This is a genomic window from Roseivirga sp. (assembly GCF_965216855.1).
GTDB lineage: Bacteria > Bacteroidota > Bacteroidia > Cytophagales > Cyclobacteriaceae > Roseivirga.
Window position 1 is genome coordinate 3297482 of record NZ_OZ244204.1, and the last position, 26722, is coordinate 3324203.

Consider the following 26722-nt stretch of genomic DNA (forward strand, 5'->3'; position numbering starts at 1 on the left):
GGATTCTGAAATAAATTCAGAATGACGAAGTTTTGACAGCTTTTGAAACAGCCTTTTTCCTTACAGTTCTCTGACCCAGATGTTTCTGAATCGAACTGGGTTTCCATGGTCTTGTAACACAATGCTACCATCGCCATGAGCTGGGTTTTTAGGAAGTCCGATATATTCAGTAGTTCCTCTTAGCGCCACATTATTCTGGACCACAATGCCATTGTGAATAACAGTGACTGTGCCATCAGACACCTTAATGCCATCTTCGTTGAACCTGGGAGCTCTGTAAATAATGTCGTAAACATTCCACTCACCGGGAGCCACAGTAGCATTCACCAAAGGGATAGATTGCTTGTATAAAGAGGCTGCCTGCCCATTAGAGTAAGTTCTGGATTCATAGCTATCTAAGACCTGAACTTCATACTTCTCTTGAAGGAAAACACCAGAGTTACCTCTTCCCTGACCTTCACCTACAATTTCTGTAGGGGCACTCCATTCAATATGCAATTGGATGTCGCCAAATTTTTTGTGGGTCATGATGTCGCCCTTACCCCGGGTTACTTCCATGTAACCGTTTTCAACTTTCCAGGCAGCAGCTGATCCATCGCCCTTAGACTTCCATTCATTGAGATTAGTGCCATCAAAAAGCACTACTGCGTCTGATGGGGGAGCTCCATTTTTGCCTGGAGTCACTTTTCTTGGGACCGGATCCCAAACCTCTGTGGCTTTAGGGTCGGTTATCTGAGCCATGAGTCCGGCACAGAAAAATAGTAGGGTAAGAGTTAAAGTAAGCTTTTTCATCTGTAGATCAATTATGTAATGTCAAGTGCAGGAATCCAACAGCCTTGAGAAAAAATTCAAGGCTGTCAAATCCCAAACAATTATTCTATTCCTAGTAGTTTTTTGAATTCTTCATCACTGATACCAGCATCAGCGAAATCATCGAAGTTTTTCTGAGTGGCCTCAATGATAAACTGGCTAATATATTCAGCACCTTCTCTGGCACCTTGCTCAGGAGACTTGATACAGCACTCCCATTCCAGTACGGCCCATCCGTCATAGCCATATTGAGTCATTTTTGAGAAAATGGCCTGGAAATCAACTTGTCCGTCTCCAATGGACCTGAAACGACCTGGACGATCAATCCAGTCCTGATATCCGCCATAAACTCCAGACTTACCGTTCATGTTGTACTCAGCATCTTTGACGTGGAACATGCCGAAAAATTCATGGTAATGATCGATATAAGCCAGATAGTCCAGTTGCTGAAGAATGAAGTGTGATGGATCATAGAGAAGTTTCACACGGTTATGTTTACCGGTAGCTTCATAGAACATCTCGAAGGTTGTTCCATCGTGAAGATCTTCACCGGCATGTACTTCATAGCATACATCAACACCCTGCTCATCAAAGTGATTGAGTATAGGTTCCATCTGTCAGCTAATTCAGCAAAGCCTTTTTCAATAAGTCCGGCAGGACGTTGAGGCCAGTTGTAAAAGTATGGCCATACCAACGCTCCAGAGAATGTAGCATGAACATTTAGTCCCAGGTTTTTAGAAGCTACTGCCGCTTTTTTCACCTGATCAATGGCCCATACATTTCTCTGCTTGGCATTCATTCCTTTAGGAGCGAAGCCTTTAAATAGTTCTTCATAGGCAGGGTGTACTGCTACCAGTTGCCCCTGAAGGTGGGTTGAAAGTTCACTTACTTCCAGACCATACTCAGCCAATGTGCCTTTCAATTCGTCACAGTAGGTTTTACTTTCTGCAGCCTTGTCCAGGTCAATCAGTCGACTATCCCAGGTAGGGATTTGAACGGCCTTATATCCAAGTTCACTGGCCCATTTAGCGATGTTGGGCAGGTTGTTGAATGGAGGCTGGTCATCAGCAAATTGAGCCAGGAATATGGCTGGTCCTTTTATTGTTTTCATGTTTAATCTTCAATTTCAGTCCACACATTACCATTTCTGGAAGATTCCAGAACAGCTTCAATGAATTTCATTCCACGAACACCTTCATGTACAGTAGGGAAGGCTCCTTCCAGATACTCTTCACCTCGAATAGCTTTGGCAGCACCTGAATAGATATTGCCCATCGAGTCGAAGATGCCTTCCGGGTGACCTGGTGCCATTTTGGTACTTACAGTAGCCAGGTCGCCATTGTAGGCATGTCCTGGTTTTAATACCTGAACGGGTTTCCCCTCTTCCATATAATAGAGGTAGTTAGGGTTCTCTTGTTGCCATTTGAGTGCACCCTTGGTTCCATATACGGCAATCCTTAGATCGTTTTCCTCACTGGTGGCAATTTGACTTGCCCTGACAAGCCCTCTTGAGCCATTGTCGAACTGACACATGGCCGTACCGTCAATGTCTAATGGATTGTCTTCATATAAGGTGTTCAGGTCAGCAAGGACCTTAGTTGTTTTAAGGCCTGTAGTGTACTCGATCATATTGAAGGCATGCACCCCTATGTCTCCCATACAACAGCTTTGTCCTGCTTTGGCAGGATCAAGACGCCATACTCCGGCTCTTTTCTCTTTGTCATGGATAACAGGGTTAATCCAGCCCTGATAGTATTGAGCATCTACCTTTTGAATTTTACCAATGGCTCCTTCCGCAATCATTGTTTTCATCTGGCGGACCATCGGGTAGCCAGTGTAGGTATGAGTCAAAGCGAAGGCCACCCCATGTTTTTTGGTAAGCTCTTCTAATTCGATGGCTTCAGCAGCGGTGTTGGTAATCGGCTTTTCACAGATTACATTAAAACCTGCCTGAATCAGTTGCTTAGCCATTGGATAATGGAGGAAGTTTGGCGTTACAACCACTACCACTTCAATTCTTTCTTCCTTTGGTAAGGCCAGCTCCTTCTCAACAAATGTGTCGATGTCCGGATAGGTTCTATCAGTGTCCAACTCCAGCTTTTCGGCAAAGGCTTTACCGTTTTCATAGTCGACATCGAACACACCTCCAACAAGGTTGTATTCTTCGCCAACATAGGATGCTATTCTATGGACAATCCCGATGAAGGAGTTCATTCCTCCACCCATCATGCCCATTCTAATCTTTCTTTTTGACATAAGGTTCTTAGTCTTGTTTGTATTCTACTTTTTCGTTTTTGAAGGCTACCGCAAACAGGATAAAGACGAGTGCCGAGAACCCTGCTGGCAATAGCCAAATGTTTTCCCACATATGCGTTCCGTCAGCATTGGTATACATGCCTGAGATCTGGCCTGCAGCCCAGAAGCCAATAAGCATCCCTACACCGTAAGTAGCCAGGGTGATTAGTCCTTGTGCCGCACTTTGGAATTTAGCACCAGCTTTAGAGTCAGTGTAAATTTGTCCTGACACAAAGAAGAAGTCATAACAAATTCCGTGTAGGGCAATACCAATCAGTAACATCCATGTGCCTGAATCAGCATTTCCATAGGCAAAAAGCACGTATCTAATGGCCCAAGCCAACATACCGAAGAGTAGGGTTTTCTTAATTCCGTAACGAGTCAGGAAGACAGGTAGCAGTAGCATAAAGGCTACTTCTGAAATCTGGCCTATTGCCTGTTTACCTGTTGCGTTACTCATCCCTATTTCCAAAAGGAATGGGTTGGTCATTTGGTAATAGAAAGCCAAAGGAATACAGATGAGTACCGAAGAAAAGAAGAAGACGGCAAAGTTCTTATTGGCTAATAGCTTCAAGGCATCGAGTCCGAGTATATCAGATACTTTGATTTTCTCTCCTTTGTCAACCTGAGGAGGTGTTTTAGGAAGTGTAAAGCTATAAATACCAAGAATCAATGAACAGATACCTACCATCAGGAAAGTATATTTCAGCATTCCTTCCTGAGCACCTTGCTGTGAATCCCAGGCGGCAAAACTGATTACAAAACCGGCAACGATCCAACCGATGGTGCCAAACACTCTGATTTTAGAGAATTGCTTAGAAGGGTCAGTTAATTGTCGGAATGAAACTGAATTAACTAATGCCAGCGTAGGCATGTATAAAATCATGTAGGCGAGTACATAAGGATAGAAGTTCGAGAAGTCAGTCGCCTTAAACATCATGTACATCAACCCTGCTCCAATGAGGTGAAGTACTCCAAGAATTCGTTCCGCATTAAAGTATCGGTCTGCAATGAGTCCGATAATGAATGGTGCAATAATCGCTCCCCAGGATTGGGTCGAAAATGCCATACTTGACTGCGCATCGGTTGTATTCAGGTTATTGCCCAGGTAAGAGCCCAGTGTTACAAACCAGCCACCCCAAATAAAGAATTGGAGGAACATCATAACGCTCAGTCTGATAGTGATTCCCGTTTGGTTCATAGTTATTGAGTTTATGTAATTGTCTAAAGTTGAATTAGTTGTTAAGTTCTTTTATCATCACCTTTCGGAATTGTATAGGATGACTCTCACTTTGAAGGGCTATATACCCGCTTTTAAGTGCCTGCCCATCCTTTTTGGCTTCAGGAAGAATGTTGTTTACTACATCGCCCCCAACAACAGGGTGCTGATATTTGATTAGTGTATCTCCGTCAATAATATGGGCAATTTCCTGATCACCTCTTACTAAGATATCCATTGTTACCCATTCTTCACCATTGTAGGTAGGGGCTACGGCATCAATGCAATGAGTTTCGATCAACTCACCATTGATTTCAACGTGAGTACCTGGAGTACATAAGTTGCCGGTAGGTCTTGGTCCATCACCTAGTCCGCCCAGAAATTGAGCTTCAAGGGAAATAGGAAAGTCTTGCTGCTCACCCATGGTATATGGGTCCTGAGAATGAAGCATTACGCCACTATTTTTAAGTGCCCATTGAGCTCCCCCTTCAACCTGTTCTCCAATAAATCGATATTCAATTCTCAGTAGGTAATTGGAAAATGGCTTTTCGTAGAATAAGTGTCCAAAACGATTATCAAAGCGATAGTACTTGTCATAAGAAACAGTCAATAGACCATCTTCGACTCTGAAGGTATTGCCATAATTTTCTCCGGTAGGATAGCCCGTGATTTTAGGAACCCAGCCCTCCAGGTCTTTACCATTGAAGAGGTTAATCCACTCTTCTTCTTTTTTATCTGTGCAGCCCAGGGTGAGTAAGAGCAAGGCCACCCCAAAAAGTGTGGTTGATACAGCGCGTCTCATAATTAAAATTAAGAGCAATAAGTTAGCTAAAATCTCTTGCTTAGCAAGCCTACTTTATGCTTTGAGGAATGATTCCGCTGTGAGTAAGTCTTCAGGGGTAGTGATTTTTAGGTTTCTATAACTTCCTTCTATGAGATGCACCTTATGACCTGCCTTTTCAAAGACAGAAGCATCATCAGTAAACAGTGGGTCGTATGCTTGCTTAAAAGCCTTAAGTATCAGATCCAGACGGAAGGTCTGAGGTGTTTGAATCAGTCTGAAGGCAGTTCTGTCTTCTTGCCTGTTGCCTTCAGTAGAAACTGAACGAATGGAGTCTTTTAATGCTACTGAAACGATAGCACATCCATTATGCTCTGCTGTCTGATAGGAGTTGTCAATAATATCCCGGTCGACCAAAGGCCTGACACCATCATGTATAGCTACCAGACCATCATTTGCTTCGATGGCCGCCAGGCCATTCCTGACGGAGTGGAAGCGTGTTTCGCCTCCTTCAACGATTTGATGGGGTATGTCAAAACGATATTGGCTAACCAGCTCTTTCCAATATTCAATCTGATTGGTAGGTAGGACTAATATTAATTGAGTATGATTAAAATGGAATGCCTCAAGGCTGTGCATGAGAATGGGCTTACCTTTTAATAATAGGAACTGCTTTGGGATTTCGCTTTGCATGCGGGTTCCGCTACCTCCTGCGACAATAATGGCATACCTTTGCATGTAGCAAAAGTAAAAAAATAGGACAGACGGCCTCTCAATAGTTTGACCATTCATTTTAGACAGTAAAGTAAAGTATCGAAAAGTAGTATCTTACTTGTTTATTCAAAAGGGAAATGGAAAGGCTATGTTCAGGGATCCTTCTTATCCACGGCTTTGAAATTTACTGAGCTGTTTGGTATTGAGAGTGATTAGGTTGACGTAATATGAGATGGTTTATTGGGTTCGTAAAATAGATATTAGCAATATGAAGATTGTGTATGGTATAATCTTGATTTGTCTTTCATTAAACTCTATATGCCAAGATAGAAAGGTAATCTCTTTGCGTGAACTTAATGAGAGTGAGGCAAGCGTTGAAAAGTCGGAACTTTTCAGTAATGGCATGTTGGGACTTCCTAAGAAAATTCTGCTTTATAATATTTTCTTTGAGCTTGAAGGAGAAAGAGGTTTAATCACCATAACATTGTTGCCTGCTTTAGATAATGGAGAAATAAAATATGAGTTGGTCTCTGCTATAGAGGATAAAACGCTGGGGTTGGAAGATTTGACTGATGAATGGAGTTTAAGGTTTCAAAAGACGCATGAGTTGCTAAAGACAGGACACCGGCCGATAGATTGGGAATACTCTAAACATTATTTGAAATCTGATGATTTCGTTATTTATGAGGAGACTGATGACTTAATTTACAAAGTGAAAAGTCCGGTTTTGTTAGAGTTTTATAAAATTGAGAGTTCAATTTCACCCTTTGAGTTAGGAAATGATTATGGAGTTATAAATATCTCCTCCAGAGAGTATGCGCAAAGTGACTATGAAAATGATTTGAATGATTATGCATTTAGAGCTGCTGCGTTTGAAAAGGCTGGTGCATTTTTTCTAGATCATATCGAAAAAGGTTCACGCTATTTTTTTTGGTCGATACCTTTAATGGTTAATCCACAAAGAGAATTCCATCAGGGGATTGGGAAGTTTGTGTTCTCAGAAAGTGAGGGGATTATTGAGGGGAGATTTAGATTTTACTTTGATCCCTTCGTGAGAAAGTATCTGGAGCAATCCTCTTTAGATACAAAGGAGGTCGATTATTTGATAGGAATAATAGACTATAGCTTTGCCAAGAATTGACGACTAGTTTTAGAAGTTACCTATGCTTTCTACAGAAAAAAGGCGTCACTAGAATTCTAGTGACGCCTTTTTTACAATTTGGGAAGTCATTAGATAATCAACATAGCATCGCCATAGCTGAAGAATCTGTATTTCTCTTTAATGGCTACTTTGTAGGCATTCATTACATTTTCATAACCTCCGAAAGCTGCTGCTTGCATCAATAGAGTAGATTCCGGTAAGTGGAAGTTAGTCACCAATGCATTACAGATTTTGAACTCGTAAGGAGGGAAGATGAACTTATCAGTCCAGGCTGAATTGGCCTTTAATCTACCTCCGGCAGATACTGATGATTCCAAAGCTCTCATGGACGTAGTACCAATTGATACTACTCTTTTCTTGGCATCGAGTGCTCTGTTGACCAGTTCTGCCGTTGGCTCACCGATAACATAGTTCTCGGAGTCCATTTTATGCTTAGTAAGGTCTTCCACGTCAACCGGACGGAAAGTACCCAAACCAATATGCAGGGTAATAGGCGTTACGTCAATACCCTTAATTTCCAATCTCTTCAATACCTGCATGGTAAAGTGTAGACCTGCTACCGGTGCAGCAACTGCTCCAACATGCTTAGCATAAATAGTTTGGAATCTATCTCTGTCTTCCGGTTCTGTGTCCCTTGGGATCACCCTTGGGAGTGGTGTTTCGCCCAGGGTGTCAATGGTTTTATAGAACTCTTCGTCAGTACCATCGAACAAGAATCTGATAGTTCTACCTCTTGAAGTAGTATTGTCGATTACTTCAGCCACGAGTTCGCCATCGCCAAAGTATAATTTGTTGCCCACGCGGATTTTTCTGGCAGGATCTACCAAAACATCCCAAAGGTGCATTTCCTGGTTGAGTTCTCTCAGCAGGAATACTTCTATCTGGGCACCGGTTTTTTCTTTTTGTCCGTAAAGTCTGGCTGGGAAAACCTTGGTGTCGTTATTCACCATGACATCACCTTCATCGAAATAGTCTACAATGTCTTTGAAAACCTTGTGTTCGATTTCACCAGTGTCTTTGTGTAACACCAGCAATCTGGATTCGTCTCTGTTTTCTGCCGGATATTTGGCGATTCGGTCTTGAGGTAACTCAAACTTGAATGCCGATAATTTCATTTTCTCGATACTCAATTCTCCTGTCTTTTGAAATAGCTGGCAAAGATAAAAATAAATGGTTGTGCTTCATAAGGTAAGCCGACTTAATCAGAAATTCAAGCAAAGAAATTAAAGAATGAGGCTCCTCCACTCAACCACTTTAACTTCCTTTCGCTGGAAGAATTCAGTTTTTTAACCATAATAGGTTTGAGCGTGTTTACTTTTTCTGATTCTTTACGTTGCAATAGTAACCACTAAAAGCTAGGTCAATTTATGCGCTTTGGTATCTTTTTGAAATTATTGGGTGAAAGTATTCGCTTTGCGGTACAAGTATTAACCACGAACCTGCTCAGAACAACACTTTCCCTGCTAGGAGTGACCATTGGTATTATGCTGATTATTTCAGTGTTCACCATGGTGGATTCATTGGAGAAGAATATCAAAGACAGTCTCGACTTCCTTGGCTCTAATGTGGTAACAGTAGATAAATTCCCTTTTGAATTCGATGATCCTAATTTCCCCTGGTGGAAATATTTCAGAAGACCGAATAACAGCTTTTCGGAATATGAGTTCCTACAGGCCAACCTGAAAAACGCAGCGGCTATTACGATTGTTGGTCGTTCTTCGACTACAGCACGCTATAAGAGTAGCAGTATCAGCGGAACAGATATCTGGGGTATGACCTACCAGTATAAAGATGTCTATGAAGTTGAAATTGGGCAGGGAAGGTATTTTACTCAACAAGAAATTGAAGGAGGTAGAAACGTAGCCATCATTGGTGATGAAGTGGCTAAAACCTTATTTCCATTTGAAACGGCCATTGGAAAAGATATCAAGGTAAGAGGGTTCAATGTCCGTGTGATTGGTGTGATGGAAAAGGAGGGAGAGAGCTTCATCGGTACACCAAGCAGTGATGACCGAATTTACATTCCTTATAAGATGTTCACTAAGATGTACTACATCGGCAGACGTTGGGGTATCAATCCATCTGTAGCGGTGAAAGGCTTTGAGGAGGATATAGGAATGGTGGAGCTACAGAATGAAATGGAAGGGCTACTGCGTAAAGTAAGAGGGCTTCGTCCTAAGGAAGAGTCAAACTTTGCTTTGAACAGACCAGAGGCCATTGCAGATGCGCTGGGAGGAATATTCGATATACTAGGCGCTGCAGGTTGGATCATTGGAGGCTTTTCAATTCTCGTAGGTGGTTTCGGTATTATGAACATTATGTTCGTGTCTGTTCAAGAGAGGACTAAACTGATAGGTATTCAAAAGTCATTGGGTGCGAAGAACTACTTCATTCTCTTCCAATTCCTTTTTGAATCAGTCTTCCTTTGTTTGCTGGGAGGAGCTATAGGGATTCTGCTTGTTTATGCATTGACATTTATTCCGTTTGGTAGCCTCGAGGTTGTCCTTACGGTTAAAAATATATTGAAGGGAGTTGTCATTGCTTCGGTTATTGGAATTGTATCTGGTATCATTCCATCAGCTAAAGCAGCAAGACTAGATCCTGTGGAGGCTATGAGAGCAGGATAAACTGCTTTTCAACCATAAGGAATAAGAAAGGCTACCGATCGGTAGCCTTTCTTATTATTAGGATGTTTTTGATATCTATGCTTCTTCAGCAACCTCACCGTTAATGTGAGCTTTGATTTTTGATTCTAATTCTTCTGCCAATTCAGGATTATCTTCGATTAAGGTTTTGACAGCATCTCTACCCTGACCTAATTTTTCATTGCCATAAGAGAACCAAGACCCGGCTTTCTTAATAATGCCTAGCTCTACACCTATATCTAATATTTCACCTGATTTGGAAATACCCTGGCCATACATGATGTCGAATTCAACCACTTTGAAAGGAGGGGCCACTTTGTTCTTCACCACTTTTACTCTTGTGCGGTTACCCATCACATTGTCAGCACTTTCTTTAATCTGGCCAATTCTTCTGATGTCAAGTCGGACCGAAGCATAGAATTTCAGGGCATTACCACCGGTTGTCGTTTCTGGATTCCCGAACATGACACCAATTTTCTCTCTGAGCTGGTTAATAAAGATACAGGCACAACCCGTTTTGTTAATGGTTCCTGTAAGCTTTCTTAATGCCTGAGACATGAGTCTTGCCTGCAATCCCATTTTACTTTCACCCATTTCACCTTCCAGTTCACCTTTAGGAACCAGAGCCGCAACAGAGTCAATAACGATAATATCAAGGGCGCCAGAACGAATCAGGTGTTCGGCAATTTCAAGTGCTTGCTCACCATTGTCAGGCTGAGAGATTAATAAATTCTCAGTGTCTATCCCCAGCTTTTCAGCATAAGACTTGTCAAAAGCATGTTCTGCATCAATGAAGGCAGCCAAACCACCCTTGCGTTGAGCTTCCGCAATACAGTGCATGGTTAATGTGGTTTTACCTGAGGATTCAGGTCCATAAATCTCTATGATTCTTCCGCGAGGAATTCCTCCAATACCTAAGGCCACATCAAGGCCCAAAGAACCTGTTGATATAGAAGGAAGGTCTACAACTTTTTCATCACTCAGCTTCATCACTGCACCTTTGCCATAGGTTTTTTCCAACTTGTCGATGGTGAGCTGCAGTGCTTTTAATTTTTCTGTATTGTCGCTCATGCTAATTGGGATATATCTTTAAGAATAGTTTGTGAAGATAGCAGTAAAGCCTGCAATACACAACCATATAATCTTTGTAATTTCGCTAATCTATGAAGGTCAGAAAATTCCTCAAATGGACAGGTCTAAGTCTCTTGCTGATTCTCATCCTATTAGGGGTTTGGCAGAGGGAATTGGTAGCCTATGGCTGGCTTCAGCTTAAGGGTCAATTGAGAGTGGTCAATAATGCCATTCCACTGGAAGAGTTTCTTGAATTACCAGGTACTACAGAGGAGCAAAAGGAGAAAATACAGATCATATTAGAGGCTAAGACTTTCGCTTTTGAAAAACTGGGTATCAATGAATCGGATAACTATTCAACCATATATGACCAGGAGGGGAAGCCCTCTATGTATGTAGTTACCGCATGTGATCCTTATTTCTTCAGAGCCAGGATGTGGAGTTTCCCTATAGTGGGTAGCGTACCTTATAAAGGGTTTTTCGATTTGGAGAAAGCCAGAGAAGAAGCGAAACAAATTCAAGAGCAGGAAGAGCTGGAAGTGGATATCAGAACAGCAGGTGGTTGGTCTACACTGGGGTGGTTCAAAGATCCGGTATTATCCAATATGTTGAATCGATCTGAGGGAGACCTGGCCAGCCTGATCATCCATGAGTTGACTCATGGCACCTTGTTCGTTAAGGATTCTGTCACTTTCAATGAAAACCTGGCTTCTTTTATCGGAGACAAAGGAGCTATTCTTTTTCTCGAGGATAAATATGGAATAGGTAGCGAAGAAGTAATCTCTTTTAAGAATGGGTTGAAAGACGAAATCAAGTTTAAAGACTTTATGCTTGGATCGGCACAGTACCTTGATTCCGTATATAGGGCAATGGTTGATTTACCACTTTCTGAAAAAGAACGGTTGAAATCGGAGGCAATGAAGCAAATCGTCAATAATTATGACACGGTAGATTTTGCCTCTACTTTATATAAAGGCTATTTTGAGAAGCGCCAACCTAAGAATACATACTTTATGTCCATGCTACGTTATAATGGTCAGCAACAGGAGCTCGAGAGGCAGTTGCAAGAGGATTTTGAAGGTGATCTGTTGGCATATTTGAATTATTTGAAAAAACGCTTTCCTTCGCTTTAGCGTTTTTGGTACGGCCTTTGCCAAATAAGCTCGATAAACAGTAAATGAAACGGACACTACTTGCCATATTATTACTTACAGCCTTCAGTATTCAGGCTCAGGAGTATGAACTTTCCAAAGAACGCCCGTTTCAGCCTGGAGAGAAAATTGAACTTAAGGCCACTGTTGGATTTATTCGTGCGGCTGAGGCTACTTTTTCAGTAAGCGATATTATTTATACTACCAATCAAAGACCTACCTGGAAAATTGACATCAATGCGAAGACCGTGGGCATTTTTGACTTCTTTTCTTCTGTACGAGACAATTGGGGTACTTATTATGATACCACTCAGTTAATCCCTCAACAGTTTTATCGATATATAAAAGAGGGACGCTTCCGCAAAAACGAGATCCTCTACTTTGATCATGACAAGGATTCTGTTACGGTAGCCAAGCTTCACAAAGAGACGTTAAAGCTGGAAAGACAGGTAGATCATGCCATTCCTAATAATGTGCAGGATATGGTTAGTGGTTATTACTACCTCCGGGCAATTGATTTCAATAAGATTGAGGTAGGTGAAGTGATTACCATCAACACTTTTTTTGATGACAAAGAGAAGCCCTTCAAAGTAAAGTTCGTGGGAAGGGAAGTGATCAAAACCAAATACGGAGATGTGAAAGCCTTGGTGCTGGTGCCAATGATGAAAAAGGATAGCTTATTTGAGGAAGATAATACATTGAAGGTATGGTTGTCGGATGACCTGAATAAGATACCTCTTAAGTTTCAAGCCAAAATTTATGTTGGTTATCTCAATGTAGAGCTCAAAAATGTCGAGAACTTGCGACATCCGCTATCTATAATCGAGTAAACTCTCAAATACATCTTGCCAAGAAGGATTCAAAAACTATATCTTTGAACAATTAATTCGATGACCAATGGCAAATAAACAAAGCCCCAAGGTTTTGGTAGTAGATGATGATCCGGATATCCTGGAGCTTCTGAAATACAACCTCAAGAAAGAAGGCTACGATGTTGAAACGGCAGAAGATGGAATGAAAGCAGTTTCAATTGCCAAAAGATTTTCTCCCGAACTGATTCTTCTGGATATCATGATGCCTCAGCAAGATGGGGTGGAGACTTGTCGACAAATCAGGGAAATCCCTGAAATGGCAGATAGTCACATCATATTCCTGACGGCCCGTGCTGAAGAGTATTCGGAAGTAGCTGCCTTTGAGGCAGGCGCTGACGACTACATTACCAAGCCCATTAAGCCGCGTGCTCTGATGAGCCGAATCAGTGCTCTTTTCAGAAAGGAGAGTAAAAACAAATCGAAACCTCAGGTAGTGGCAGGAGATTTGACCATCGATAGGTCGAGTTATACCGTTACAGCCAATGGTGATCAGTTTACTTTACCTAAGAAAGAATTCGAATTGCTCTACTTCCTGGCGCAGAATCCTAATAAGGTGTACAGCCGCGATGAGTTACTTCAGAATATTTGGGGAACAGATGTTTACGTACTGGCCAGAACTGTTGATGTTCACATCAGAAAAGTGCGTGAAAAGATCGGAGATGGCTACATCTCTACCGTTAAAGGGGTAGGTTACAAGTTCGAGGTTAACTAAGATGTACTTCAGGTCACGTGTAGTTGCGCTTGTTTTGGCGGCTCTCGTGGCCATCGTTACGGTTGCATTCCTTTCTTTATTGCCAGATTCAACGGCTACGGTAATGACCGTTGCCGCCTTACTTTCCTTTGCCTCTACTTATTTGCTGGTTTATGTGGCTTTTGAGTTTCTGGTAATGCGCGAAATCAGTGAGATATATAATGTACTCAATAAGATGCGCAAGAAGGACTTTTCCTTTATTGAAGACTACGAGAACCATAACTCCAATAACCCACTCAAAAGGATCAATCAGGAAATCTTTAAATACGGTATCAACCGGAATAAGGAAATTGAGGACCTGAAAAAGTTGGAAGCATTCCGTAGAGAATTTCTGGCCGATGTGAGCCACGAATTAAAAACACCGGTCTTTGCAGCACAGGGTTTCGTACATACACTACTTGATGGTGCCGCGGATGACAAGAAAATCAGGAAGAAATTTCTTAAGAGGGCGGCCCGAAGCCTGGATAACCTGGATGCGCTCATTCAGGATCTGCTTACCCTTTCACAGATTGAAACAGGTGAGATTAAAATGCACTTTGAGCACTTTAATATTGTCACTATAGCTGAAGAAGTGATTGACCAGTTGGAAGTGAAGGCTGAAAAGAAGAACCTGAAACTCAAGTTTGATGCTGATTATTCTAATCCAATCTTTGTTCATGCCGATGCAGATAGAATCTATCGTGTGATTACCAACCTGGTGTCTAATTCCATTAAGTATACCATGGAAGGGAGTATTCACATTGGCTTTGAGGTGAAAAGTGAGAAAGTGCAGGTCTATGTAAAAGATACGGGTGTAGGTATTCCCCCTGAACACCTGAATAGAATATTCGAGAGGTTCTTTAGGGTTGAAAAATCCAGATCTAAAGAAATGGGCGGTACCGGACTGGGCCTGGCTATTGTGAAACATATACTGGAAGCTCATAATACCAAGGTGAGTGTAATCAGTACTGTAGGAAAAGGATCTACTTTTAGCTTTAAGTTACCTATTGGACAAAGCGCAGAAGAGATGGAGGAAGAACTTGAGGAGGAAAGACTAGGGCTGGAATCTCTGGAGGAAGAGACACTTTGATGAAGATCGATTTTAAATCCCTTATTTTATTCGAAAACGAAGACTTTTTGGTGGCCAATAAGCCGCCCTTTATTGCTTCCCTCGAAGACAGGAATAGCAATGTAAACCTTCAGCTGCTGGCTAAACAGTATAATGAGGAGCTTTCGGCCTGTCACCGATTAGATAAGGAAACTTCAGGTTGTCTTTTGTTTGCCAAAACAGCCGAGGCATATCGTCATGCTTCCATACAATTTGAGAAGAGAACAGTCGACAAGGTATATCATGCCTTTGTTAATGGCCTTCAGGATTTCAAAGATCTGAAAGTAGAGCTACCTATTCTATCTCTCAATAAGGGAAGTGTGGTGATTGACTTCAACGGTAAGCCAGCGACTACGGTATTCAATACTATTGAGGTATATAAGAAACATTCTCTGGTGGAGTGCAGACCAGAAACGGGTAGGATGCACCAGATTAGAATACACCTGAGTAAAAAAGGTGCGCCTATCATTAATGACCCTCTTTATCAGGGAGAAGCACTTTATTTATCCCAGATCAAGAAGCGTTATAATATTGGTAAGTATGAGGAGGAACAGCCTCTGATTAAAAGATTTGCCTTACACGCTTACTCTTTAGGTTTCAATTTAATGAATGGAGAGCGGGTTTCTGTGGAGGCGCCCTATCCTAAAGACTTAAAGGTTTTGCATAAACAGCTGCAAGCCAATAAGTACTAATGAGAGAATCACTCCAATATCCTCCAATTAATTTGCAGGGCTATGTTGGAATTGAAAAATCAAACTTCTATCTTTGTGTCCCTTTTTACGGGAAGGTCTGAATAAAGTATTTAAAGTCAATAAATTATACTGAAGTGGATACACTAAGTTATAAGACAGTTTCGGCAAATAAAGCGACAGTGGACAAGCAGTGGGTGTTGGTCGATGCCGAGTCTAAAACATTGGGAAGATTAGCCAGCGAAGTGGCTAAGATTATCAGAGGTAAGAACAAGCCTAGCTTTACTCCGCATGTTGATTGTGGTGACAATGTCATTGTTATCAATGCCGATAAAGTAAGACTGACAGGTAAGAAGTGGACTGACAGGGTATACCTTTCATACACTGGTTATCCTGGAGGACAAAGGAAAACTACTCCTAGAGAATTGAAGGCTAAGTCTTCTACGCTTTTAGTAGAAAGAGCTGTTAGGGGTATGCTACCTAAGAACAGATTGGGGAGAAGTATCTTCCACAACCTGCATGTTTATGAAGGTGCTGAGCATCCGCATGAAGCCCAAAAACCAAAAGTTGTAGAATTATAAGAAGCTTTCAATGGAAGTAATCAATACTATAGGAAGAAGAAAAACATCAGTTGCCAGACTATACATGGAGTCAGGTAAAGGAGAGATCACTATTAATGGCAGATCGGTTGAAGACTATTTTGGATCTGATGTGATGCAGATTGTTGTAAAGCAACCATTGGCTAAAGTGAACCAGGAGTCTAACTTCGACATCAAAGTGAATGTAGACGGTGGTGGATTGAAAGGTCAGGCTGAGGCAATCAGAATGGCAATTTCAAGAGCCCTTTGCGAAGCTGATGCAGAATTCAGACCTGCCTTGAAAAGCGAAGGTTTCTTAACACGTGATCCTAGAATGGTTGAGCGTAAGAAATACGGTAAGAGAAAAGCGAGAAGATCGTTCCAGTTCTCTAAACGTTAATCCGAATTAATTACAAACTATATAATGTCTAAATTAACTCACAAAGACTTACTTGATGCTGGTGTTCATTTCGGACACTTAACGAGAAAGTGGGATCCAAGAATGGCTCCGTATATCTTCATGGAGAAGAACGGAATCCATATCATCGATCTTAATCAAACCCTTGACAGCCTCGAAGAAGCATCAAATGCTGTTAAGAACATCGTAAGATCAGGAAGAAAAGTAATGTTCGTTGCTACTAAGAAACAAGCGAGAGCTTTGGTTTCTGATGAAGCAAAAAGACTGAACATGCCTTTCGTGACAGAAAGATGGTTGGGTGGTATGTTAACCAACTTCGCAACAATCAGAAAGTCATTGAAAAAATTGCAAGGTATTGACAAGTTGATGAAAGACGAGTCTTATAAAGCCCTTGCTAAGAAAGAGAGATTGATGAAAACCCGTGAAAAGGCCAAATTAGAAAAGGTTTTGGGTGGTATCTCTGATTTGACGAGACTTCCTGCTGCACTTTTCATCATCGATGTTAAAAGAGAGCACATTGCTGTAGCTGAGGCTAAAAAACTGGGTATTCCTGTTTTTGCCCTTTGCGACACAAACTCTAATCCTAATTCAGTTGACTTCCCTATCCCAGGTAACGATGATGCTTTCAAATCTGTTGAAATCATCACTAAAGCCTTCGGAAAAGCGATTGAAGAAGGACTTGCTCAAAGAAAGGTAGATAAAGAGGAGAGAGAAAGAGAGAAGGCCGAGCAAGAGAAGAAAGAAGTTGATGCTCAACCAGAAAATCAAGACGCATAATTAATTGACAAAAACTTGATACAAATTGAACATTGAATTCGCTTCGATGTTCAATTTTTGTTTTAACCGAATTAAGAATCTAAATATTCATAAAATGGCTATTACAGCAACAGATGTTAACAAACTAAGACAAATGACCGGTGCCGGTATGATGGATTGTAAAAAGGCATTGGTAGAAGCAGATGGCGATTTCGATAAAGCCATTGAAATCCTTCGTAAAAAAGGTCAGAAACTTTCTGAGAAGAGAGCTGACAGAGAAACTAAAGAAGGTAGCGTATTTGTGAGAACTAGTGATGACAAATCTTCTGCCATCATCATCTCATTCACTTGTGAAACTGACTTCGTGGCTAAGAACGAAGACTTCCAGTCACTGGGTAATGAGATCGCTGATGCTGCTATGGCCAATCAACCAACTGACCTTGCTGCATTGAATAACATTAGCCTTGGAGAATTGACAGTTCAGGAGAAAGTGACTGAGTATGTTGGTAAGATTGGTGAGAAGCTTGAGGTTTCTAACTATGAGACTATCTCTGGTGAGCAAGTAGCTTCTTACATCCACTCTAACGGTAAATTAGGTGTGTTGGTAGCATTGAACGGAACTGGTGGTAACGATGTGAGCGAAGCAGGTAAAGACGTAGGAATGCAAATTGCTGCAATGAACCCTGTAGCTGTTGACAAGGACGGTGTTGATCAGGCAACCATCGAGAAAGAAATCGAAATTGGTAAGGATCAGGCTCGTCAGGAAGGTAAGCCAGAGAACATCATTGAGAAAATTGCAATGGGTAAACTGAACAAGTTCTTCCAGGAGAATACTTTGTTGAGCCAGGCTTTTGTGAAAGACTCTAAGCAATCTGTTCAGCAGTACCTTGACTCAGTTAACAAAGGAATGACTGTTACTGCATTCAAAAGAGTATCTATCGGATAATTTATCCTTAGAACATAAAACAAAAAAAGCGACTTCGAAAGAGGTCGCTTTTTTTTTCTCCTGATGAGAAACTTGTGATGTGATTGAAAAACCTTCTTACTATTTGTTTTCAATTCGCGCCTTGAGCGTCTTATTTTCTTCCTTCAGAGCTTCTACCTCCTTTTTCATTTCAATCATATAAAGAGTCATTTCTTCTACTTTCTTTAAAAGAGTCGCTTCCATATCTCCAAGGTCAAGGCCATTTTCGGTTACTTCCTTAGCTGAAGGGACTTCTGGTAGGTGACCATTGGTCTTGATGAAGTTTTCTATATCTGTCAAAGAAGGAAGTTGATAATTGTCAGCAAATACATAATCGGGCCACCCGCTTGCCTCAACCTTTACTTTTTTAGAGCGGATGGTGCCATTGACTTCGAGTTTTTCTCCGGGGGTTGTAGTGCCCATCCCGACATTTCCATTATTAAGAATGCTCATTTTTGTTGAAGCATTTGTAAAGGAATCATTATTAGTTCTGAAATTTAAATTTCCTCCACTGACATCTATTTGGAAATTGCTATCTGTGATGTCATTTTCAAGGAAATGCAAAACTGGTGTGGTAGAGTTAATTCGAGTAGCTCCGGTAACTTCCAACTTTGCGTTGGGAGAAGTTGTACCTATTCCTACATTCCCCCCAAAATAACTTTTTGTACTTCCCGCAGCATAAATATTAAAGGAATTGGTAATTGAGCCTGTGGGAGAATCAGAATAGAGAGAATAGGCATTAGTAGCTGTGCTGTTTTCTCCAAAGGCCAGCGCTTTGGTATAAATGCCATAGACGTTGGTGGCACTACTCGAAAAGCTCGGCCCTGACTCGACTTTTAGCCCGTAGATGCCTCCAATGTTTACTGTTGATCCAGATAAATATCTCAAGATTTTAATCCCAAAGACTGCCCCAGTACTACTGGACGATTTGTATCCATCAAACATGGCATCTGAAGTAACCTGATTAGTTTCTCCAACCTTATATCCCCATAATGAATATATATCGCCTACGGTATGAAGCTTATATGAAGGAGAGTCTGTACCGATTCCAACTTTTCCTCCGTTGTAATAAATAGGGTTAGTTCCAGACCATTGGGCAAAAGCAAATGTGCTTACGAAAAGCATGAGTAGAGTGTAAAGTTTCTTTTTCATAATTGGTTTATTGAAGGTTAAGTGTGGTTATTTTTAGAGATGCGTTTATGTCGAATATTGTATTGTTTTTTGAGTTAGAATCTGAATATCTGCTCTTGTCTGGCGATATGAAAACCAGCCTTCAATACTTCTTCATGCTCCGGGCTATTGATATCCAATAAAGGGTTGGTATGGTTGGCATGGATAAAATATACTTTGTCTTTATCCGTAGCTGAAAGGTCTTTAAAAAGCTCCATGCTTTCTCTGGTAAACGGATGCGGAATAAGACTCATGTCGCGCCCTTTCAGCTCTCCATCCTGATAGAAGCTGGCATCAATAAGAATCAGGTCATTAGTTTTCACAACTTCCCTGATATCGACATCCCACTTATTCCATTTGTCAATGTCTGGAATAAAGACAATCGACTTTTCAGCAATCTGAATTTTAAAACCTACTGTTTCGCTGTATTCATCGCGATGAGGTACCGTGAATGGCATGACAGATATAGAGGGGGAAAGCTGAACCTGAGTGGAGTCTTGCATGGTCTGCAAGTCGATATTTCCCAGGCTAACCAGTTGACTCCACGGGCCACTTTGTTCCAGAAAGCTTTTCATTTTAGGCATGGTATAGACAGGGATGTCTTTTGTTCCCATAACCTCTCTGCCTAAATGTATCAGGCCTGTATAATGGCCAATGTGCGCATGAGTTAGAAAGATGCCATCAAATGGGTATTGTTGGGATTCTGAGACTTTATCCATCATTTGTAATTGCTCTTTGAAGTCGGGAGTGGCTTCAAAGAGGTAGCGCTTATGATTTTGTGGATCAACCAGTCCGAGAGATACTGTGTATTGAATTTGTCTTTGTCCAAGCTTAATAGCTTCCCATTCGTCCTGATAACCCGCCTGAGGATATCCTGCGTCTTGCGCAACACCAAGTACCATCAGGTAAGGTCTTTCGGGTGTGCTTTCTATAGACTGATTCCCTGCAGTACAACTACAAAGGCATAGAAACAAAAAAAGAGCCATGAGAGGCTCTGATTTTATGGTTGAAGATAGTGCTTTCATGTTAGCTACCACAACCTACACAATCAAAATGAGAATCCATAGGCTTTACTCCGTTGAGTTTCATTTTGAGGTTGTGGATTTGGTCTTTGATGTCCATGTCGGTAAACATGTCACCAGTTAGCTGTGAATTGAGATCATCAATCTGCTTTTGTAGTTCTTCTTTTGTTTGTTCCATGGGGGGTGTTTGTTAGGCGTTAAGCAATGAATTTAAAGTATCTCAACCGTAAATCAAATATCAATGGTTCAAAATCAGTGCTTAAAGTTTGTCTTGTTTTCTGTAAAAGGGGTGAGTGATGAGGCAGCGCCAGGCCCGCCAGAGCAGGCCTTGGCGCAAGGCATTGTGCGGTGGGGCGCCCTTATAATAAGGCCTTTAGTAGCGCTTTTGGAAGCCTGAAAAATTAACACAAGAAAATATTAAATTGTCTGTAACCATTTCTGATTGGGAGGGTTTCCCACACTGAATTCTTAAGACGAAGCATTGGATTCAATCTCAGACAACACATTAATGCTCAAGGTTAAAGCAGGCCAGCTTGATCAGCTGGGGCTGTTATTTGAACGTTACAACAGGCCTTTGTATGGGTTCTTTTATCGGCTTACTTCTGATCAGGAGGTGAGTGAAGACCTGGTGCAGAATGTGTTTGTGAGGATCATCAAATACCGTCACACATATAAAGGTGACGGTAAGTTTTCTACCTGGATGTACCATATGGCCAGAAATCTCTTTGCAGATCATTATCGCAAAGAGAAAAGAAGAGGTTACAAAGAAGACCTCGATGTGGCAGACAGGTATCATAGCAATGATGATCATGCAGAGAAACTGAAGATTGCCAGTGAAGAGCTTGGCTTGTTACAAGTGGCGCTCGACAGGTTGCCTGAAGACAAGAAGGAGATTCTGGTATTGAGTAAGTACCAGGGTATGAAATACAAAGACATAGCAGATTTGCTAGAGATAACGGAGAGCGCTGTAAAAGTGAGGATTTTTAGAGCACTCAAAGAACTGAAAAGCTGCTATGAGCAATTAGAATTTGAGGTGGTAAAACCCTAAGAAATGAAAAGGAATTATTGGTTAACTATAGTGGGATGCCTGGTAGCTACCACAATTTGGGCACAAGGTAGGTCTGAGACCATTACAAAGAGCCTGGAGGTCAAAAATAAGAATATTGAATTTTGGTTCTGCGTCTGCAATATTAACGGCAGCGTAGAGGTAGAGGCTTATGATGGTAACACGGTAGAGGTGACACTTGAGAAAAGAGTGAATGCCAGAAGTGGGGATGATATTGATCTTGGTATGGAGGAATTGCAACTGAGAGTTTCTGAAAATGATGATTTCATCAGACTGTCGGTAGAGTCTCCTAACCAGAGAATTACTGAAAAGCAGGACCCATTAAGATGTGGCTGGGACTGGAATGGAGAGAGTGAACGCAGAGACTATTGGTATACCATGGACTATAAGATTAAGGTGCCAAAGGGCATTAGCGTAAAGCTCTCTACAGTGAATAAAGGAGAGGTGTTTGCCAAAGGGGTAACTGGTAATGTATATGCGTCAAATGTCAATGGAGATATTACACTGGAAGATATTCAGGGAGACACTAAAGTGAACACGGTGAATGGTAAGGTGGAGGTTTCTTATGTAAAGATGCCAACTGAGTTTGCCAGCTTTAAGACTGTAAATGGAGATATAGAGATATTTCTGCCTGGTGACGGGAGTGGCATATTCAACTTTGAGAGCCGATGGGGTGAAGTTTACAGTGATCTGGACTTCAGTAAGAAACTGGCTCCAAAGGTGACAAAGAGTGCCGAAGGAAAGACTACGAAGTTTAAGGTGGCCAACTCGAACAGTTATCAGTATGGTACCTCAGGTGGAGCTAGCTTTGACTTCGAAACCCTTAATGGGGATGTTTATTTGAGAAAACAAAAGAGATAGAGATGGACGATAAGTACATGTCTTTAATAACAGAATATATTGATGGAACCCTCTCCGGGGAACGCAAAAAGGAGTTTGACAGCTACGTGCAGGAGGGGTTTATTGATATGGTTGAGGTGGAAGCAATGACTGCGCTGCAAGGTAAGATGCAGGAGTCTCCTCAGCCGGAACCATCAGCCAACATGAGAAGTAATTTTTATCAGATGCTGGCCGAAGAGAACCGAAAGGTAGAGAGAAAAAAATCCGGAGGTTATGCAGGGCAATTCATACAAATGCTCTTTGCCAGCAACCGAGGTAGACTGGCTTTTGGTTTCTCAGTGCTGATTGTAGGCCTGTTTGCGGGTCGTATGCTCACCAGCACTGCATATAACAGTCAGCTAGAAGATCTGAGTTCGCAGGTGGCAGATATGAAGGAAGTGATGATGATGGCTATGCTGGAAGAAGAATCAGTTGCCCAGAGGTTGAAAGGGGTGCAGATGAGTAATGGTATGGTGACTAAAAATCAAGAGGTTACCGATGCCCTTTTCCTCACCCTGAATAATGATGAGAATACCAATGTACGTTTGGCGGCTTTGGCAACTCTCTCTGAGTACGCTAAAGATCCAGCTATCCGCGAGGGTTTAATCAAGAGTATTACACAACAGAAATCGCCTTTGGTAATGGTGGCTATGGCCGAATTGATGGTCGATTTACAGGAATCACAGGCAATTAAAGAATTTGAACCAATTCTAAATGCTGAAAATACACCCGATGATGTGAAATCAGCGCTTCGTCAGAATTTGGATAAAATCATGTAAAAGAAAAGGTAAGAGAAATGAAAAATATGAAAAGGTTTTGGATTGGACTTCTGGCACTGACATTAACAGTTCCGGGTTGGTCTCAGGGTACAAGAGTGAAAGTTGACCCTAAAGTAAAAGTAGAGAAGAAGGTGAAGGTGAAAGCAGATCAACAAATTGATGTGGACATTGACCCTGACTTTGATATCGACATACGTGAGTTTGAGGCTAATGTAGAGGCCTTTGGCGAAAGGACTGCCAGAAATTTATTAAGCAGTATGGGCCTTGAGGTCGATGGTGAAGGAGGCGCAGTGGAGTATCAGGAAACTTCTCAGGAAGTAGAAATACCTCTGACAAAGCCAGGTGAAAGAGGTACCTTGGATGTTGGCTCTCATAATGGAATGGTGAAAATCACAGGTTATGATGGCCCTACGGTTAAGGTAAAAGTGATCAAGTATCAGAAGAAGGTTTCTGATAGCAAGAAAGAAGGCGGTATGCGGTTAGTGAGTAGCGGAGGGCTGAGCTTTGAGGCTACTGAATACAACAATGTAGTAAAGGTTGAAAATGATGGTTGGAACGACCGTGTAGATTTTGAGATACAGGTTCCTAAAAACTTCGACATTAAAGCGGACGCCTATAACAACGGTAAAATTGAAATTGATGGAGTGACCGGAGAGCTGAACGTTGAGAGTTATAATGGACCTATTACCCTGACTAATATCAGCGGATCGGCCAGCGCTTCTACTTATAATGGATCTATTGAAGTCACTTTCACGAAGGTAACCCCTGATGCACCTATGGCTTTTTCAACCTACAATGGCAATGTGGACCTTAGCGTGCCTGATGGAACCAAGTTTACCACTAAGATGAAGACCAATCGTGAAATCTACACTGACTTTGAATCTTTCTCTATTAAGCAGAGTAAGCCGGTTACCAGCAAGAGTGATAAAGGCAGATTTAATATTAAATATGAGAATTGGGTTGAAGCAGACCTGAATGGTGGAGGTGCCGAGGTAATGATGAAAACCACCAATGGAGATATCTATATCCGTAAAAAATAAACTGTGATTAACGACATTTTTAATCCTGTGAATGGCAATTCACAGGATTTTTTTATTTTTGAATTCCTCAACTCCCTATAGGTTCCATCGAACTGACCTATCCGATTTTTTCATTTAACGAATTTTTCCCGCTATGAGAGCAATTAAGATATCTTATTTAATGGTTTTGATGTTGGCACTTAATCTATCGGCAAGTGCTCAGAATGCATCAGAGAAAATACAGGAGCTTTACAGCAAGTACAGTAACATTCCAAAGTATAAGGTGAGTGTAGTGTATGAAGCAGCCAATGATAATATGGGGTTCAAGAATGTTCAGGAAGGCGTATTAGTGGTTGATGGTGAGAAGTATATTCTTAAGTATGGGCCCAACGAAACCTGGCTTGACGATGGTAAAACTGAGTATGTCGGTACTAAGGAGGAAGATCATTCCCAGATTTTGTACTTCTGCTCAGGAGAAAACACTGAGGCCATCATTGATTTTGGAACAATTATGACCTTTTATGCACAAGGTCATTCAGGTACGGTAGAAGGCTCTGTATTAAAATTAAAACCAACAGCCGAAATGCCATATGTGCAATTGGATATTGAATTCGATGGAAATGAGATTAAGTCTATCAACGCGGTAGATGATTTCGGAACAGCCCATAAATATACCTTTTCGGGCTTCTCTACTAATACAGCAGGTACAAGTTTTACCATAAACCCTGCAGAATACTATGAGAAGATAGATGAGCGAAGTGGCTGTCAATAAGACTACACCAAACAACTAAACTGATGGCCGGAACCTTTCTGAGGTTTCGGCCTTTTATTTTCTCCTTTGATTAACCTCCAGGTTAAAGACATCATTTCTTTGGTAATGTCCGGTAACATCCAGGGCCATGCGTTCTTCATAGCATCGGTTAAGATCTATCTCATGAACAAAAACGCCTTCCTGATTCCAAACCGGCTCCATTACATAATGACCATCAGGCCCCACTATACAGCTTCCACCGTTTAATAGCAGGTGCTCAGGTTTGCCCTTTAGTTCATCGGGGAGAGTAAACTCTCCTGGAATGTCCTTTACCCTCATAATTTGTCCTACACCAATGGCAAAGCAACGGCCTTCAAATGCATAGGATCTTGTAGCGATTTGTAGCATCTCATGAACCTTAGGCCAGACAGCTACATGTATATGTTCACCCGAGTTGTGCATGGTTTGGCGAGTGAGAGGCATCCAGTGTTCCCAGCAGATTAAACCACCCACGCGTCCGGCACTGGTTTCAACTGCCTGAAGCCCATGCCCGTCTCCTTGTCCATAGATTAATCTCTCGGTGTGAGTTGGCATGAGTTTGCGATGATGGTTAGCTAATTCCCCCTCATGGTTCCAGGTAAGCAGGCTATTGTAAATGGTTCCGTTACCAGGGCCACTCAGTACTTTTTCATTAATACCCATTACGACCGAAATACCGAGTTCTTTTGCCCATTTACCAATTTGCGCTACTTCAGGACCTTTTGCATCAAGGCTGTTTTCATAGGTTTTAGCAAATACCTCTTTGGTTGGTTTAAAGTCCCAGCGGGCATATTCATCGCAGTAATCTATCCAGGCGGGGTAACCGGTGAACCAAGTTTCACCGAATGTGGCCAGCTGTGCTCCCTGACTTGCAGCTTCTCTCAATAATTGCTCAACTTTTAGCATTGAGTCAGCGACATTCAGGTAAGCAGGTGCGGCTTGAACAACCGCAATTCTCACTTTTTTATTCATATTAGTGGCCTGTAGATATGGATACGTTTTCGTTAATAATCCTCGAGAGCTCTTCTAACTCACCGGCCTCGTAGAGTTCACTGATATTATTAATATCCATTTTCTCATCTACCGGCTTAAAGTTGATATAGTCTTGAATAAGAATACCTTCATTGCGCCTTGGGTTGATAGCTTCTCTGAATCTCATGCCACCACCATCTGTATGATAAAGGTAGGCCATGTAATCCATGCTATAGTCGTCAGTGTCAAACCAATAAAGAAATACATCGTCAAAGTCTTCTCCACCTCCGGACTGTTGAAAGGTGATTCTGACTTCATGGTAATCCTTACCTTTGATGGTTGTTGTGCCCTGGTATTTTTTAACAACAGCGGGGTCATTTAATCCGAAGGGTAGTCTGAAAAAGTAGATCACTGAGTTCACAGATCGCGCATATGCGGCTCTTTTCTCATCTTCCACACTTACAGTATCTCCTTCAATGTACCTGATAAGTCCTTCATTAGTAAGTCTGTCAATAACCTCTCTGCCTAAGGAATCAGTTTGGGTTCTGGTATACTCATACATGCCATTGTGGAGGCTATAGGTGTAATCCATATCTCTGAATTTGAGAGAGAAGTCAGCATTGGAAAGGCCCTCCATTCCATGAAAAGAAATGGCTTCGTCAATGACTTGTTGAGCTTGTGATTTAACAGGTTCTTCCTGCTGTGTTTTTTGCTGATTAGAACAGGCCATCAAAATGCTGGCTGCTAGAAATAATCCAAGTTGAGTTCTCATAATTCAGTTTTGTAGAAGTACGTCTCAAATTAGCGATAAGTTCAAAAAGAGGGGAGTCTTTTCCATGTTAATGGTCAGTGGCCGACAAATAGAAAAGGGCATAAAAAAACCATCCCGATCTCTCGGGATGGCCAATAAACACACACAATACCAGAGGATTGGAACCTCCAGGTCTCTTTTAATTTCTTAGACACTTCAAAGTAATATTAAAAAAATGTTACCTGCAAGCGTTATAAGGTTAAAACTGCAAACTAAGTGTTTTGGTTTCAATTCATCTAAAAAAAGTTCTA

Annotated in this window: 28 protein-coding genes and 1 pseudogene; 16 read left to right on the top strand and 13 right to left on the bottom strand. The window is 41.6% G+C overall.

Annotated elements, in window-relative coordinates; all coding sequences use genetic code 11:
• Nucleotides 1-60: 60 nt before the first annotated feature.
• The 6 genes and pseudogenes from ACOOEY_RS14610 to ACOOEY_RS14635 all read right to left on the bottom strand — a co-directional run bounded on the left by ACOOEY_RS14610 (nt 61) and on the right by ACOOEY_RS14635 (nt 5843).
• A complete protein-coding gene (locus ACOOEY_RS14610; protein WP_420385463.1) occupies nt 61-792 on the bottom strand; it encodes a 3-keto-disaccharide hydrolase in 732 nt (243 codons plus the stop codon).
• Nucleotides 793-872: 80 nt separating this feature from the next.
• Nucleotides 873-1921: pseudogene (locus ACOOEY_RS14615) on the bottom strand (sugar phosphate isomerase/epimerase family protein).
• 2 nt (nt 1922-1923) lie between these two features.
• On the bottom strand, nt 1924-3066 hold the full coding sequence (locus ACOOEY_RS14620; RefSeq protein WP_420385464.1) for a Gfo/Idh/MocA family protein: 1143 nt from the start codon (nt 3064-3066) through the stop codon (nt 1924-1926).
• A gap of 7 nt (nt 3067-3073) precedes the next feature.
• Nucleotides 3074-4306 carry a nucleoside permease gene (locus ACOOEY_RS14625; RefSeq protein WP_420385465.1) on the bottom strand — a complete coding sequence of 411 codons (1233 nt, stop codon included), beginning with the start codon at nt 4304-4306 and terminating at the stop codon, nt 3074-3076.
• A 34-nt stretch (nt 4307-4340) separates the two neighbouring features.
• Nucleotides 4341-5126 (bottom strand): 3-keto-disaccharide hydrolase, encoded by a 786-nt coding sequence (locus ACOOEY_RS14630; RefSeq protein WP_420385466.1) that lies wholly within the window; start codon nt 5124-5126, stop codon nt 4341-4343.
• Nucleotides 5127-5180: 54 nt separating this feature from the next.
• Complete coding sequence (locus ACOOEY_RS14635) at nt 5181-5843, bottom strand: 2-C-methyl-D-erythritol 4-phosphate cytidylyltransferase (protein ID WP_420385467.1); 663 nt, start codon at nt 5841-5843, stop codon at nt 5181-5183.
• Nucleotides 5844-6087: 244 nt separating this feature from the next.
• Between ACOOEY_RS14635 and ACOOEY_RS14640 the strand changes: the two genes are divergently transcribed.
• Nucleotides 6088-6960 carry a hypothetical protein gene (locus ACOOEY_RS14640; protein ID WP_420385468.1) on the top strand — a complete coding sequence of 291 codons (873 nt, stop codon included), beginning with the start codon at nt 6088-6090 and terminating at the stop codon, nt 6958-6960.
• Between the two features lie 89 nt (nt 6961-7049).
• Here ACOOEY_RS14640 and queA read toward each other — a convergent pair whose 3' ends face one another.
• A complete protein-coding gene (gene queA / locus ACOOEY_RS14645; RefSeq protein WP_420385469.1) occupies nt 7050-8096 on the bottom strand; it encodes a tRNA preQ1(34) S-adenosylmethionine ribosyltransferase-isomerase QueA in 1047 nt (348 codons plus the stop codon).
• A gap of 252 nt (nt 8097-8348) precedes the next feature.
• Here queA and ACOOEY_RS14650 point away from each other — a divergent pair, with 252 nt between their 5' ends.
• Nucleotides 8349-9608: an ABC transporter permease gene (locus ACOOEY_RS14650; RefSeq protein ID WP_420385470.1), complete on the top strand. Its 1260-nt coding sequence runs from the start codon at nt 8349-8351 to the stop codon at nt 9606-9608.
• A gap of 75 nt (nt 9609-9683) precedes the next feature.
• Here the strand turns inward: ACOOEY_RS14650 and recA are convergent, their stop codons facing one another.
• Nucleotides 9684-10697 carry a recombinase RecA gene (gene recA / locus ACOOEY_RS14655; RefSeq protein ID WP_420385471.1) on the bottom strand — a complete coding sequence of 338 codons (1014 nt, stop codon included), beginning with the start codon at nt 10695-10697 and terminating at the stop codon, nt 9684-9686.
• A 92-nt stretch (nt 10698-10789) separates the two neighbouring features.
• Between recA and ACOOEY_RS14660 the strand changes: the two genes are divergently transcribed.
• The 9 genes from ACOOEY_RS14660 (at nt 10790) to tsf (ending at nt 17945) form a co-directional block, all read left to right on the top strand.
• On the top strand, nt 10790-11830 hold the full coding sequence (locus ACOOEY_RS14660) for an aminopeptidase (RefSeq protein WP_420385472.1): 1041 nt from the start codon (nt 10790-10792) through the stop codon (nt 11828-11830).
• 44 nt (nt 11831-11874) lie between these two features.
• Entirely contained in the window at nt 11875-12678 is an 804-nt protein-coding gene (locus ACOOEY_RS14665) for a DUF3108 domain-containing protein (protein WP_420385473.1), read from the top strand.
• A 67-nt stretch (nt 12679-12745) separates the two neighbouring features.
• Nucleotides 12746-13432, top strand: coding sequence for a response regulator transcription factor (locus ACOOEY_RS14670; RefSeq protein ID WP_420385474.1), 687 nt, complete (start codon nt 12746-12748; stop codon nt 13430-13432).
• Between the two features lies 1 nt (nt 13433).
• Entirely contained in the window at nt 13434-14540 is a 1107-nt protein-coding gene (locus ACOOEY_RS14675; protein WP_420385475.1) for a sensor histidine kinase, read from the top strand.
• Nucleotides 14540-15250, top strand: coding sequence for an RluA family pseudouridine synthase (locus ACOOEY_RS14680; RefSeq protein WP_420385476.1), 711 nt, complete (start codon nt 14540-14542; stop codon nt 15248-15250). The genes ACOOEY_RS14675 and ACOOEY_RS14680 overlap by 1 nt, the downstream gene beginning before the upstream one ends.
• 134 nt (nt 15251-15384) lie before the next feature.
• A complete protein-coding gene (gene rplM, locus ACOOEY_RS14685; protein WP_420385477.1) occupies nt 15385-15828 on the top strand; it encodes a 50S ribosomal protein L13 in 444 nt (147 codons plus the stop codon).
• Between the two features lie 10 nt (nt 15829-15838).
• Nucleotides 15839-16225, top strand: coding sequence for a 30S ribosomal protein S9 (gene rpsI, locus ACOOEY_RS14690; protein ID WP_420385478.1), 387 nt, complete (start codon nt 15839-15841; stop codon nt 16223-16225).
• A gap of 24 nt (nt 16226-16249) precedes the next feature.
• Nucleotides 16250-17020, top strand: a complete 771-nt coding sequence (gene rpsB / locus ACOOEY_RS14695) for a 30S ribosomal protein S2 (RefSeq protein WP_420385479.1) — start codon at nt 16250-16252, stop codon at nt 17018-17020.
• 94 nt (nt 17021-17114) lie between these two features.
• Nucleotides 17115-17945: a translation elongation factor Ts gene (tsf, locus tag ACOOEY_RS14700; RefSeq protein ID WP_420385480.1), complete on the top strand. Its 831-nt coding sequence runs from the start codon at nt 17115-17117 to the stop codon at nt 17943-17945.
• A gap of 99 nt (nt 17946-18044) precedes the next feature.
• On the opposite strand, the gene ACOOEY_RS14705 is transcribed toward tsf, so the two are convergent.
• The 3 genes from ACOOEY_RS14705 to ACOOEY_RS14715 form a co-directional block, all read right to left on the bottom strand.
• Nucleotides 18045-19115, bottom strand: coding sequence for a hypothetical protein (locus ACOOEY_RS14705; RefSeq protein ID WP_420385481.1), 1071 nt, complete (start codon nt 19113-19115; stop codon nt 18045-18047).
• 74 nt (nt 19116-19189) lie between these two features.
• Nucleotides 19190-20119 (bottom strand): MBL fold metallo-hydrolase, encoded by a 930-nt coding sequence (locus tag ACOOEY_RS14710; RefSeq protein WP_420385482.1) that lies wholly within the window; start codon nt 20117-20119, stop codon nt 19190-19192.
• A gap of 40 nt (nt 20120-20159) precedes the next feature.
• A complete protein-coding gene (locus ACOOEY_RS14715) occupies nt 20160-20333 on the bottom strand; it encodes a hypothetical protein (protein ID WP_420385483.1) in 174 nt (57 codons plus the stop codon).
• A 330-nt stretch (nt 20334-20663) separates the two neighbouring features.
• On the opposite strand from ACOOEY_RS14715, the gene ACOOEY_RS14720 reads away from it, so the two are divergent.
• The 5 genes from ACOOEY_RS14720 to ACOOEY_RS14740 all read left to right on the top strand — a co-directional run bounded on the left by ACOOEY_RS14720 (nt 20664) and on the right by ACOOEY_RS14740 (nt 24670).
• A complete protein-coding gene (locus tag ACOOEY_RS14720) occupies nt 20664-21203 on the top strand; it encodes an RNA polymerase sigma factor (RefSeq protein WP_420385484.1) in 540 nt (179 codons plus the stop codon).
• A gap of 3 nt (nt 21204-21206) precedes the next feature.
• Nucleotides 21207-22082, top strand: a complete 876-nt coding sequence (locus ACOOEY_RS14725) for a DUF4097 family beta strand repeat-containing protein (RefSeq protein ID WP_420385485.1) — start codon at nt 21207-21209, stop codon at nt 22080-22082.
• A 2-nt stretch (nt 22083-22084) separates the two neighbouring features.
• Nucleotides 22085-22879 (top strand): HEAT repeat domain-containing protein, encoded by a 795-nt coding sequence (locus ACOOEY_RS14730; RefSeq protein ID WP_420385486.1) that lies wholly within the window; start codon nt 22085-22087, stop codon nt 22877-22879.
• Nucleotides 22880-22905: 26 nt separating this feature from the next.
• Nucleotides 22906-23919, top strand: coding sequence for a hypothetical protein (locus tag ACOOEY_RS14735; protein ID WP_420385487.1), 1014 nt, complete (start codon nt 22906-22908; stop codon nt 23917-23919).
• A gap of 133 nt (nt 23920-24052) precedes the next feature.
• Nucleotides 24053-24670, top strand: coding sequence for a LolA family protein (locus ACOOEY_RS14740; protein ID WP_420385488.1), 618 nt, complete (start codon nt 24053-24055; stop codon nt 24668-24670).
• Nucleotides 24671-24724: 54 nt separating this feature from the next.
• Here the strand turns inward: ACOOEY_RS14740 and ACOOEY_RS14745 are convergent, their stop codons facing one another.
• Nucleotides 24725-25660, bottom strand: coding sequence for a carbon-nitrogen hydrolase family protein (locus ACOOEY_RS14745; protein ID WP_420385489.1), 936 nt, complete (start codon nt 25658-25660; stop codon nt 24725-24727).
• Between the two features lies 1 nt (nt 25661).
• On the bottom strand, nt 25662-26432 hold the full coding sequence (locus ACOOEY_RS14750; RefSeq protein WP_420385490.1) for a DUF6503 family protein: 771 nt from the start codon (nt 26430-26432) through the stop codon (nt 25662-25664).
• Between the last annotated feature and the right edge of the window lie 290 nt (nt 26433-26722).